We start from the raw sequence: 12,747 nt of genomic DNA, 5'->3' as shown, positions 1-12,747 counted from the left end.
GAGCCGAGAGATGCAGAAACTTGTCGTTATCGGTGCCGGGATGGCCTCTGGCCGGTTCCTGGAACACCTGATCGAAGCGGACGCCGGGGCGTATGACATCACGCTCTTCAACGCGGAGCCGCGCGGGAACTATAACCGTATCATGCTGTCGCCGGTGCTGTCCGGCGAGAAGAGCTTTGCCGAGATCGTCACCCACGACGACGATTGGTATGGCTCGAACAAGGTGAATTGCCGGTTCGGCGAAAAGGTCATTTCGGTCGATACCGCCCGCAAGGTGGTCGTCGGCGAAAAGGGCGAAGTGCCTTACGACAAGCTGGTCTTCGGCACCGGGTCGTCGGCCTTCATCATCCCCTGCCCCGGCCATGATCTGCCGGGCGTGGTGGCCTTCCGCGATCTGGAAGACACCGATGCGATGACCGAGGCTTCGGCCAAACCGGGTGCCAGGGCGGTCGTCATCGGCGGTGGCCTGCTGGGGCTTGAGGCCGCGGCGGCGCTACGGCTGCGCGGCATGGAGGTGACGGTCCTGCACCTGATGGGCCACCTGATGGAGCGGCAGCTGGATCCGGCGGCGGGGTATCTTCTGAAGAAGGATCTTGAGGGGCGCGGGATCACCGTGATGCTCGAAGCCTCGACCGACCGGATCGAAGGCGACGGCAAGGTTGAAAAGGTCGTTCTGAAGGATGGCACCGAACTGCCCTGCGACATCGTCGTGATGGCCGTGGGCATCCGCCCGGCGGTGCAGCTGGCCAAGGATGCGGGTATCCCCTGCGGCCGGGCGATCCACGTGGATGCGCAGATGCGCACGGGGGTCGAAGACGTCTACGCCGTCGGTGAATGCATCGAATACAAGGGCAACGTCTTCGGACTTGTCGCGCCGCTTTACGATCAGGCCAAGGTGCTGGCCAAGACCCTGACCGGCGAAGACGCGACCTTCCAGATGAAAGAGCTGTCGACCAAGCTGAAGGTCACGGGCTGCGATCTCTTCAGTGCGGGCGACTTTGGCGACGGCGAGGGGCGCGAGGACATCGTCTATCGCGACCCGGGTCGGGGTATCTACAAGCGGCTGGTGATCGAGGATGACCGCCTGATCGGGGCGGTGATGTATGGCGACACGGCCGACGGCAACTGGTTCTTCGGGCTGATCAAGGACGGCACCGACATCGCCGAGATGCGCGAGACACTGATCTTCGGGCCTGCCTTCCAGGGGGGCGCCTCTGCGGACCCTCTCTCAGCCGTTGCAGCCTTGCCGCCTGAGGCGGAAATCTGTGGCTGTAACGGCGTGTGCAAGGGCGACATCGTCGCGGCGATCGAAGCGGGGGCGACCGATCTGGGCGCCGTGAAGGCCACGACCAAGGCCAGCGCGTCCTGCGGGACATGTACCGGGCTGGTCGAGCAGGTGCTGCAGGTCACGCTTGGCGACAGCTTCGTGCTGCCGACCACGCAACCGATCTGTGGGTGCTGCGACCTGACGCACGAGGACGTGCGGCGGCTGATCAAGTCGCAGGAACTTAAGTCGCAAGAGGCCGTCTGGCAGGAGCTTGGCTGGAAGACGCGCAACGGCTGTCATGTCTGTCGGCCTGCGGTGAACTTCTACCTGCTGGCGGACTGGCCGGTCGAGTATCAGGATGACCCGCAGTCGCGGTTCATCAACGAACGCAAACACGCCAATATCCAGAAGGACGGCACCTTCTCGGTCATGCCGCGGATGTGGGGCGGGATGACCGACGCGAAAGAGCTGCGCGCGATTGCCGATGCGGCCGAGAAATACGGCGCGGCGGTCAAGGTCACCGGCGGCCAGCGGATCGACCTGCTGGGCGTGAAGGGCGAAGATCTGCCCGCCATCTGGTCCGATCTGAACGACGCCGGGATGGTCTCGGGACATGCGTATTCCAAGGGTCTGCGCACCGTGAAGACCTGTGTCGGGTCCGACTGGTGCCGCTTTGGCACCCAGGATTCCACGGGCCTCGGGATCAAGCTGGAAAAGATCCTCTGGGGGTCGTGGACGCCGCACAAGGTCAAGCTGGGCGTGTCCGGCTGTCCGCGCAACTGTGCCGAGGCGACCTGCAAGGACGTGGGCATCATCTGCGTCGACTCGGGCTACCAGATCGGGGTCGCGGGCGCGGCCGGCATGGACGTGAAGGAAACGGAACGCCTGGCGGATGCAGCGACCGAGGAGGAGGCGATCGCGCTGACGGTGGCCTTCATCCAACTCTACCGCGAGAACGCCAAGTACCTGGACCGGCCCTACAAGTGGGTCAAGAAGGTGGGTCTCGACTGGGTGAAGGCGCGGGTCGTCGACGATCTGGCAGAACGCCAGCGGCTGGTCGAGGCCTTCGAGCTGTCGCAGACGGTCTATCGCAAGGATCCCTGGGCGGATCATGTGAAGACGCGCGCCGAGCGGTACCAGCCGCTGGCCGATCTGACGCTGGAGGCGGCGGAATGAGTGGGTCCACAATCGCTGCCCATTCAGGTGTCATGAGAGCAAGTCCGACTGCGGTCGTCGCTGAGGGCAGCGACCGCCCCGAGGGTGGCGCGAAAGCACCGCCCTGGGGGGCGGGCCCCTCTCGGTGTTTGCCTGCAAACACCTGCCGGTCAACGCGGCACTGCCCGGCGTTACCGCCGGGCGGGACATATGTTCGGGGCGGAGTTCTTGTTCGCCAACTGAAGGGGATGCCTGTGATGACGACTCAAGGAGACACCCAATGAGCTGGATCGACATCGGATCGCTGGACGACGTCCCCCTGCGCGGGGCGCGCGTGATCAAGACGCCCGTGGGCTGCATCGCGCTGTTCCGCACGGCCGAGGCCGAGGTCTTCGCGGCCTCGAACACCTGCCCGCACAAGGCGGGGCCGCTGGCCGAGGGCATCGTGCACGGCCAGAAGATCACCTGCCCGCTGCACAACTGGGTGTTTGATCTGAACACCGGCGAGGCCATCGGCGAAGACGCCCGCATCACCACCTACCCCGTGCGGGTGGAGGGTGACCGGGTTCAGATCGACGCGGCCTCCATCGGATCGCGGAGAGTGGCCTGATGGACGGCTCCGCCCTGCCCGAGGTCCGGTCGACCTGCCCCTATTGCGGTGTCGGCTGCGGTGTTCTGCTGCGTGCGGACGGGATGGGCGGGCTGGATGTGCGGGGCGACCCGGACCACCCGGCGAACTTCGGGCGGCTTTGCTCCAAGGGCTCGGCGCTAGGCGAAACCGTCGGGCTGGGCGGGCGGCTGCGCGCGCCGATGGTCGGCGGGGTCGCGACACCTTGGGACGCGGCGCTGCAACAGGTGGCCGACCGGTTCCGCCAGACCGTCGCCGATCACGGCGCCGACAGCGTGGCCTTCTACGTCTCGGGGCAATTGCTGAGCGAGGACTACTACGTCGCCAACAAGCTGATGAAGGGCTTCATCGGGTCGGCGAATATCGACACGAACTCAAGGCTTTGCATGGCCTCGACCGTGGCGGGCCACAAGCGCGCCTTCGGGACCGACACGGTGCCGCAAACCTACGAGGACCTGGACGAGGCCGACCTGGTCGTGCTGGTCGGGTCGAACCTCGCCTGGTGTCATCCGGTGCTTTACCAGCGGTTGCTGGCGGCGCGGAAGGCCCGGGGCACGCGGATCGTTGTCATCGATCCGCGCCGCACGGCCAGTTGCGACACCGCAGACCTGCATCTGCCGATTGCGCCGGGCGGGGATGTGGCGCTCTTCAACCAGCTTCTGACGCGGATCTATGAAACTGGCGCGGTAGACGCCGGATACGTGAGGCAGATCAACGACTTCGACGACACCCTGCGCGCCGCGCAGTGCGACACGATCGACGCGACGGGCCTGGACGCGGCGCAGATCACCGCCTTCTGTGATCTCTGGATCAAGACCGAAAAGGTGGTGACGGTGTTCAGCCAGGGGGTGAACCAGTCGACCTCGGGCTCGGACAAGGTCAACGCGATCCTGAACTGTCACCTCGCCACGGGGCGCGTCGGCAAGCCCGGCTGCGGGCCGCTGTCGGTCACCGGACAGCCCAATGCCATGGGCGGGCGCGAGGTCGGCGGGCTGGCCAATATGCTGGCCTGTCATCTGGACATCGAAAACCCCGATCACCGCAGCGCCGTGCGGAGCTTCTGGGAAGCGCCGGTGATGCCAGAGGCGCCGGGGCTGAAGGCCGTGGACATGTTCCGGGCCGTGGGCGACGGGCGGATCAAGGCGCTGTGGATCATCCATACCAATCCGGCCGTCACCATGCCCGATGCCGACCGGGTGCGTGATGCCATCGCGGGGTGCGATTTCACCGTGGTCAGCGACGTGACCGGCGCGACCGACACCGCGCGGCTGGCCGATGTGCTTCTGCCTGCGACCGCCTGGGCGGAAAAGGACGGCACGGTGACCAATTCGGACCGCACGATCAGCCGCCAGAGGGCCGTGCTAACCGCGCCGGGCAGCGCGCGGCCGGACTGGGCGATCCTGGCCGAGGTCGGGCGTCGCATGGGGTTCGACGCGGCCTTCGACTATGCCTCCGCGGCCGAGATCTTTCGTGAATACGCCGCGTTGTCGGGCATCGCGGGGCGCTGCTTTGGCCGGGATTTCGACATCTCGGGCCTGATGGACATCGACGACGAGGCCTACGACGCCTTTGCACCGGTGCGCTGGCCGGTGACGCAGGCGCGCACCGGCGGACGGTTCTTTGCGGACGGGCAGTTCTTCCATGCTGACGGCAAGGCGCGGATGATCCCCGTGCGCTGGCAGCCGCCCGCCGCGAAGACCGACCGGCGCTATCCCTTCCGGCTCAACACCGGGCGCATCCGCGACCAGTGGCACACGATGACGCGGACCGCCCTGTCGCCGCGCCTGTCCGCGCACCTGGCCGAGCCCTTCCTTGAGCTCCACCCCGATGACGCGCAGCGGCAGGGGATCGCGGCGGCCGATCTGGTGCAGATCCAAAGCCCCACGGGCCGCGCGATCCTGCGCGCGCGCATCACCGACAGCGTGCAGCCCGGTCAGGTCTTCGCACCGATGCACTGGACGGGCGAAACCGCGCCCTCGGCCCGGATCGACGCGGTGGTGGCAGCGGCGGTCGATCCGGTGTCGGGGCAGCCGGAAAGCAAGGCCTCGGTCGTGTCGGTTGAACGGTTCAAGGCCGGGTGGTACGGATTCGCCGTGTCCTCCGGTCCGATGGATCTGCCGGGGGAGTACTGGGCCCTTGCCCGGACCACGGCCGGGTTCCGCGCAGAGTTTGCCGGAACGACCGAGATCGCGGACTGGGATGCCGAGGCCCGGCGCATATTCGGCATTGAACAGGCGCAGGTCTCGACCATCCGGGACGCGGGCCGGGGGATCACGCGAGTGGCACTTTCGACCGACAGCGGGCTGATGGGGGCGATTTTCATCGCACGCGAACCCGTGGCCGTCATGCGCGATTACCTGGCCACCCTGCCCGGCACGGATGCGCCGCAAGTGCTGGGCGGGCGGCGGCCTGTCGGGCAGCTCGACCCCGGCCCGGTGCTGTGTTCCTGCTTCGGCGTGGGTGTGAATACCATCGTGCGCGCCATCGAACAGAACGGGCTGATCAGCGTCGAGGCTATCGGTGACGCGCTGCAGGCCGGCACCAACTGCGGATCCTGCCGACCCGAGATCGCGGCGCTGATCGCCACGACCACGACAAGGGAAGCCGCCGAGTGAGCCTGGCCGAACACGTGCGCACCCTTGGACGCGGCCCCGGGCGGTCGCGGTCGCTGACGCGGGAAGAGGCCACGGACGCGATGCGCCAGATGCTGTCGGGCGAAGCCGCGCCCGAGGCCGTTGGCGCGATCCTCATGCTGCTGCGGATGAAGGGCGAAACGGCCCCGGAAATCGCCGGCTTTGCCGAAGCCGCGCAGGCCGGGATTGCCCCGGTCGGCGGGGTCGACCTGGACTGGCCGTCCTACGCTGCGGGGCGGACGCGGGGCGCGCCACTGTTTCTGCACGCCGCCCGCCGCATCGCCGACGACGGCCACCGCGTGCTGCTGCATGGCTGGAACGGCGCGGATCGCAAGGTGCGCGACGGGTTGCCGGATGCGGGCATCGGCATGGCCGCCACGGCGACCGAGGCCGAGGCCCTGCTGGCCCGCGACGGCATCGCCTACATGACGCTCGAAACCGCCCACCCCGCGCTTTTTGCCCTGCTGAACCTGCGCGACACCTTCGGGCTGCGGTCCTGCGTCAACACGGTCTGCCGGATGCTCAATCCGGGCCGGGCGCGGGCCAGCGTGCAGGGGGTCTTTCACCCCTCGTACCGGTTGTTGCAGGCGGATGCGGCGGCGCTTCTGGGCTGGGACCAGCTGAGCGTGATCAAGGGCGGCGGCGGCGAGTTTGAACGCAACCCGGCCAAGGTCATCGCGGGCTTCGGTCTGCGCAACGGTGCCCCGTGGGAGGGCAGCTATCCCGCGCTCTCAGATGAGACCCGCAGGCTGAGCGAAAGCGGCGACGCCGATTTCGACAGGCTGGTGGTCGAGGCAACGGCGGAACTGGCCCGCGACACGCTGCGCGGCGTGGTGCGATCGGCACCCGAGGATGCGGTTGAGGCGCTCTAGGCGGTCTCTGACGGCGCAAGCACTCCGGCCAGCGCGAACCTGACCAGCAGCGACTGCATCAGCCGCACCGACTGCGCCGCGCTGTCGGATCCGTCGAGGTCCACCGCGACGGCCCCGGCTTCGATCTGCGCGGCGATGGCGGCGGCAAGGGCATCGGCCGTGCGGCTGCCATCGAAAAGGCGGGCCAGCGGCGCGACAGCTCCGAGGTGCACGGGGCGGTGGTCGGCCGATGTGATCCAGGCCTGACCATCTGCCAGCTCCTGCCGGGCCAGCGGCCGAAGACAGGGTCGGACAGGCTGCGCGCCGCCCGCCCCGATCGGCGTGGTCCGCAGGGTGCACAGGCCGGCAAGGCCAAGTTTCAGCACGGCCTGCGCCACCCGTTCGGCGACCTGTGCCGCAGGGCCCTCGGGCGCCGCCGCGACCGCGACCTGCAGCACCTCGGCAAAGGGCATGGTGGCGGGGCTGCGTTGCCCCAGATGGTCGAAGGCGGCGATCACGGCAGGATCGTTGGTGGTGATGGATTTCCCGGTCACGGGATCCCTGAGCCGCCGCGCCGACGGCTCTGCCCCTTCAGAGGCCTCGATCGCCTGTTGCCGCAGCGGGCTGGACAGGTGCAGGCGCTGCAACCGGCCCGGCACCAGCTTGCGCGCGACGGCAGCTTCGTCCTGCACCAGAAGACTTTGGCGGAACTGGCGGCCTGCAAGGAAATCCAGGTATTGCTCGTACTGGAGGTCATCCGGCCCCGCGAGGGCCCGTACGACCTGGTCCAGCTGCGGGTTGGCGGCCCCCTGCATCAGGTACGACAACGCGGCCTCGCCCAGCCAGGACAGCCCGGCGGCCTTGGCATCGGCGGCGAAGTCCTTGAAATAACACGGCCTGTTTTCCTGCACGAGGAATTCGCTCATCAGGTAACTGTCGTTCTGGTCGCTCAGGTGCTGGGCCTCGCGGCGCAGCATCTGGCCATAGGGCGTCGACTGGTCCGAGGCCTTGGCCAGCTGGTCCAGCAACCACCGCCCGCGCGCCACCCGGTCCGGCACACTGCCCTGACCTGTATCGCTGAAGGCGAAGATGTCCCGGATCACGCTGCGCTGTTGCCAGCCCGGCAGGACATTGTAGCTGACATAGGCGATCCCGGTCGGGGCAAGGTGCCGCTTGATCAACCGCAGGATCGCCTGTTGCGTCGCCTGATCGACCCAGGAATAGACGCCGTGGCAGATGATGTAATCGTAGACGTTGTCGCCGAAATCGATGGTCAAAAGATCCGCGACGTCGAGCGTGACATTGGACAGGCCAAGCGCCGCGATGCGCGCCTGCCCGTCGCGGATGTGCCGCTCGGTCAGGTCGATGCCATGCAGCCGCGCCCCGGGGTATTCGACCGCCATCGGGATCAGGTTCCCACCCGAGGCACAGCCCAACTCTAGGATCCGCGCCGTCGCGACCGCAGGCACCTGTCGCCCCATCAGCGTGGCCACCGTGGCCAGCGTATCAGGGTGACTGGCCACGTAGGGGAAGGATCCGTAAGGCAGTTCACTGAACAGGGCCTGATCGCGTTCGATGGTTGCGGTGTGCCAGCTGTCTGATGATCTGTCTTCGGCCATGTGAAATGCAGTCCCGGTGTCAATAAATATGCGCGCCACCCTAGCGGATACGGGCCGGATGTCTCGTGAAATTCCGCGCGGTCCGGGGTCGCGCGGTCGCACCGGGGTCCGGCAGGATTGTCATGGATTAATCGCTTTGACCGAATCCGATCCCTGCGGCTAAACTTTCCGGGATTTCATTCAAGGATTTTCCCGTGGCCGAGCTTCGTTATTTTATCGACCTGGATCTGACGACTGACACGTCGGTCCTGAGCGGAGAGATTTCGACCAAGGCCTTTCCCGGCTTGTTCGAACTTTCGGATTATGCCTTCGTGGCCTCGACTGATGTGGGCCTGACCTCGGGGTCCTTTCCCTCGTCACAGAAGGTGGACTTCCAGGATCTGACCGCGACCATCAGGTTCGGGTCCAACAGCCTGGGGCTGTTCGACGGCATGTACCTGGGCCGGGCGCTGGACGAGATCCGCATCATCGGGGTCAACGACGCGGACACGATCGTCGAGACGCTGTCGTTCACCGGTGGTGCCCTTGGCGCCGTCAACCTGACCGGAACCGAGGCAGGCTATGTCACGGCCTCATTGTCGATCGGCACTGTCCGCGCCGGGATTGCGGCTGCGACCGTCGAGCCCGATGGAAAGGTCGGCGACCTCTGGGCACACGGGTTCGACGTGTCGACGCAGCAGGTGTACCAGCCCCCGCACGGCGTATCGAACGGTGCTGAGGCCTCGGGAACATCCGCCCCCGAAAATGTCGACTTCTACATCCGCATCGATGGCATCGACGGCTCCGTCGAAGGGGGTGACTACGCCGGCTGGTTCAAACTGTCGGATTTCGACATCGACCAGTCCCGCCTTCTGGACATGGCCTCGGGCAAGCATGGCAAGACCTTGGCGGACTTCGATCTGACGCTGCATTCGACCACGGGGCTGACGCATCTTCTGCAAAGCGCGGCGACCGGTCAGGCAATCGGCAAGGTTCAGATCGACGGCGTGCTGGCCAATGGCGACATGAAGGGCACCGCGACCCGGTTTCTCGAGGTCAAGTTGGGCAAAGTGCTGCTGGACAACGTGGCGACGGGCGCGGATCAGTCGATCGATCTCGGGGTCGGCGGTGTCGGCGCCATGACGGTCAAGACCTACAGCTACGGAACCGACGGATCGGGCAAGGAGACCACGCAGCAGTTCGGCTGGTCCTTCGAAGCCAACGACAAGACCGAAACGGCCTTCGAGGGCGATCCGACCAGCACACCCGAACGCGCCGCCATGCCGGCCGACACCTTCTACATCGCCTTCGACGACATCGTCGGGAACGCGACGAGCAAAGGCGTCAGCGGCTATACCCGGCTGTCGTCCTTCGACTTCAGCCTTGCCACCGAAGGCAAGTCGCCCGACCTCGGGGCGCTGTCCTTCACCGGCGACTTCTCTGCCATCGCGTCCCAGCTTCATCTCAAGTCCCTGACGTCCGAGGTCGGCATCGGGGCGCGCGTGATCGGGATGCGCCAGGATCAGGTCGTCTATGACCTCGCGATCGACGAATTCCTCGTCTCGCGCTTCCAGGCGACCGAAGACACGACCGGAAACGGCGACCTCGACCAGCTGACGCTGGACGCCCGGAAGGTCCAGCTGACAACGCATCTCGTCGACCAGAAGACCGGCGTGGTCTCGGGCAGCACCGACTTCTCGTTCGATTTCGCGACCAATGAAGCGGATGTCGCCGTCAACCAGATCACGCCCGGCACCGATCCGGTCGATGATACGCCGATCACCGCCTATTACCTGAAGTTCGACGGCCTGAACGGGGCGGCCGTCGCCGGGGATAGCTATGCCAACTGGATCCGTGTCGACAGTCTGTCACTGGACAGCCAGACCTACACGACCTTCGCCAGCCTTGGTGGCGGGGGCGGAAGTGGCAAGTCTATCCTCGGGCCGCTGACCCTGACCGGGGATTTCGGGTCGGCCCTGACATGGATGATCGGCCAGCAGCAAACGGGCGGGCTGACCGGCGCCGTGGTGCATGGCGTCGCCTTCGACGGTAAGGCGCAATTCGCCGTGCAAGAGGAATACCGGCTGGGCGACGTATCGCTGGACCTCGGCCAGATCCTGGTGCAGTCGGACCAGTCGCCGGGCCTGATGTCGGTCGATCTGACGGCCAAGCAGACCGGCATCAAGAACACCGTGCGCGACCTTCTGGGCAAGACGACGACCGTGGATCTTGGCGTCTGGAATGCCGATCTTGGCGCGGTGACCGACGGGACAGTGGCCACCTCTGACAGCGGCACGCAGGTGGTCGGCGGGGCAATGACCCTCGACTACTACCTGCATATCGAGGGGCTCGGCGTCGGGGACGTCCTCACCAAGGGGTACACCGGCACCTACCGCGTCGACAGCCTGGACCTGAGCGCGCTTGTCGATGAGGGCTACATCGATCTGGACCTGGATTTCGGTCTGGCCCTGACCGAAGCGCAACTGGCGGCGGCGACAAACAAGGTCCTTTCCAACGCGACGCTGGTCGGCGTGACCGCGGGGGCCGACACCAAGACCAGTTACGAGCTGTTCCGTCTTTCCCTGGAGGACCTGCAGATCGACGCTCTGGCCACGAACGCTGATGGAACCGAGTCCGTTGGGCTGACCACCACCCGCTACGGCCTGACTCAGCGCACGGTGGACGCGAAGGGCGCCCTGTCCTCATCCCCGCTGAGCTTCGGCTATGACCTCGAAATTAACGCAGTGGCCACGGTCAGCAGCGCTATGGTCGCGCGCACCGCGCAGCATGTTGGCACGCCGACCGGGTATTACATCAAGATTGAAGGGATCGACGGCACCTCGACCGATCCAGGCCGCGCGGGGTGGTTCAAGCTTGACGGCTGGGACGGCGGCGATCTGTCCGCGTTCGGGCCTGTCGGCGACAAGGGGGCCACGACCGCGAAGCTGAGCGATGTCGTGCTGGAATTCGACGACGCCGCGCTGACCGTCGGACTTTACGAGGCGATGACCACCGGCGACCTGATGAAGTACGTGGTGATCGAAGGCGTTGGCGTCATCGGCGACGGCCAGGAAACGGTCACGTCCATCGTGCTGAACGACGTGATGGTGAACCAGGTCAACAGCGTGATGGGGCGGGACACCGCCAGCCTCGCCTTCGCCCAGTTCGGCCGACTTGACCAGGGTGTCAGCAAGACAGGCCATCTGGATGCCCAGAAATCCTTTGCCTGGGACCTGACCAGGAATATTCACATGGACTTCGCCGACCTGGCGATCGCCAACAGGCCGCCGGTTGTGCAGATGAAGTCGGTGCTGCTGGACAGGGATACGATGTGGGCGCATCTGCCCGACTACCTGACGGTCAGCGATCCCGATGGTGACGCGATCACCCGGTATGAACTGCGCGACACCACCGGTGCCCATAACTGGTACGCGGACGGGCGGATCGTCGGCGCCACGGCCGGCTATGTGACGACCAACCTGAACGGGGTCTGGATCCAGCGCGACGCGACCGAGACCACGCAACAACTTGCCATCCGCGCGTCGGACGGGTCCGCATGGTCCGACTGGACAACCTTCGACCTGACGACCCAAAACCTGAACACCCGCCCCGAGGTCCGGGTCAATGACCAGTTCATGTTCGCCTCGTCCAACGCCTGGCGCAAGCTGGAGTCGGTCCTGGTCCAGACCGACGCCGAAGGGGACACGCTTGGCAAGTTCCAGATCTGGGACGACACCGGAACGGCAAGCTGGTGGGCCGACGGCAAGGTCGTCGATGCCTCGGCCGGGTATACCGTCACCAATCTTGGCAATGTCTGGTTCCGGCCCGATACCGTGGATTCGGTGCAGACGCTGTGGGTGCGCGGCCACGACGGATACGACTGGAGCGGATGGGACAGCTTCCAGCTGCATTCACGGGTGGCCAACGAAAAGCCCGTGGTCAGCCTGCCCAACCAGACGATGGTCATCGGCAGTACGCCGTGGACCCGGCTGCCCGACGTCATGTCGATCAAGGATGGCAACGGCGATCCGATCAGGTCGATCACGCTGTGGGACAGCACCGGCGGGCACAACTGGTATGCCGATGGCCGGGTCGTCGATGCCTCGCGCGGGTATACGACCACCAACGTCGATGGTGTCTGGTTCCAGCGCGATGCCACGCCCTCGACCCAGACGCTGTGGGTCAATGCCAGCGACGGCTTTGAATTCAGCGGCTGGAAGGCCTTCACCCTGACCACGCGTGCGACCAATGCCGCACCCGAGGTCGAGATCGCCGACCAGGTGATGTCCACCGACGACTACAACTGGGTCAGGCTGAAATCCGTCGCCAATTATTCCGACGCGGACGGCGACCGGATCAGCAAGATCCAGCTGTGGGACAGCAACGGCGCCGGCAACTGGTGGGCCGACGGCAAGAAACTGACCAACCCCAACGGCTATGTCACCGAAAACCTCGATGGCGTCTGGTTCAGCCGCGACACCTCGCCCTCCGTGCAGACGCTGTGGGTCAAGGCGCATGACGGGTTCGTCTGGGGCGACTGGGAACCCTTCGTGGTGACGACGCAGGCGCCGTCCGACACCGACTTCCTGGTGTGATCCGGCAGAATTCGGGGGTG

At 66.0% G+C, this 12,747-nt stretch carries 6 protein-coding genes; 5 read left to right on the top strand and 1 reads right to left on the bottom strand.

What is annotated here, in order from left to right; translation table 11 throughout:
• The first annotated feature begins 10 nt into the window (after positions 1-10).
• The 4 genes from nirB to E4S58_RS03225 all read left to right on the top strand — a co-directional run bounded on the left by nirB (position 11) and on the right by E4S58_RS03225 (position 6,555).
• Positions 11-2,443 (top strand): nitrite reductase large subunit NirB, encoded by a 2,433-nt coding sequence (gene nirB / locus E4S58_RS03240; protein ID WP_136634865.1) that lies wholly within the window; start codon positions 11-13, stop codon positions 2,441-2,443.
• Between the two features lie 259 nt (positions 2,444-2,702).
• Positions 2,703-3,032, top strand: coding sequence for a nitrite reductase small subunit NirD (nirD, locus tag E4S58_RS03235; protein ID WP_136634864.1), 330 nt, complete (start codon positions 2,703-2,705; stop codon positions 3,030-3,032).
• On the top strand, positions 3,032-5,665 hold the full coding sequence (locus tag E4S58_RS03230; protein WP_136634863.1) for a nitrate reductase: 2,634 nt from the start codon (positions 3,032-3,034) through the stop codon (positions 5,663-5,665). Before nirD ends, E4S58_RS03230 begins: the two co-directional genes overlap by 1 nt.
• A complete protein-coding gene (locus E4S58_RS03225; RefSeq protein ID WP_136634862.1) occupies positions 5,662-6,555 on the top strand; it encodes a glycosyl transferase family protein in 894 nt (297 codons plus the stop codon). The genes E4S58_RS03230 and E4S58_RS03225 overlap by 4 nt, the downstream gene beginning before the upstream one ends.
• Here the strand turns inward: E4S58_RS03225 and E4S58_RS03220 are convergent.
• Entirely contained in the window at positions 6,552-8,153 is a 1,602-nt protein-coding gene (locus E4S58_RS03220; RefSeq protein WP_136634861.1) for a class I SAM-dependent methyltransferase, read from the bottom strand. The two genes, E4S58_RS03225 and E4S58_RS03220, sit on opposite strands and share 4 nt — an antisense overlap.
• Positions 8,154-8,347: 194 nt before the next feature.
• Here E4S58_RS03220 and E4S58_RS03215 point away from each other — a divergent pair, with 194 nt between their 5' ends.
• Positions 8,348-12,727 (top strand): type VI secretion system tube protein Hcp, encoded by a 4,380-nt coding sequence (locus E4S58_RS03215; RefSeq protein ID WP_136634860.1) that lies wholly within the window; start codon positions 8,348-8,350, stop codon positions 12,725-12,727.
• Positions 12,728-12,747 lie beyond the last annotated feature (20 nt).

This window comes from Pseudooceanicola onchidii, from assembly GCF_004959925.1.
Classification (GTDB): domain Bacteria; phylum Pseudomonadota; class Alphaproteobacteria; order Rhodobacterales; family Rhodobacteraceae; genus Pseudooceanicola; species Pseudooceanicola onchidii.
The sequence above is the reverse complement of the archived record's forward strand: the minus strand, read 5'-3'. Positions and strand labels throughout refer to the sequence as shown.

Coding starts and splice junctions, on each gene's coding strand:
- nirB (WP_136634865.1), top strand. CDS start 11: ATGCAGAAACTTGTCGTTATCGGTGCCGGGATGGCCTCTGGCCGGTTC.
- nirD (WP_136634864.1), top strand. CDS start 2,703: ATGAGCTGGATCGACATCGGATCGCTGGACGACGTCCCCCTGCGCGGG.
- E4S58_RS03230 (WP_136634863.1), top strand. CDS start 3,032: ATGGACGGCTCCGCCCTGCCCGAGGTCCGGTCGACCTGCCCCTATTGC.
- E4S58_RS03220 (WP_136634861.1), bottom strand. CDS start 8,153: ATGGCCGAAGACAGATCATCAGACAGCTGGCACACCGCAACCATCGAA.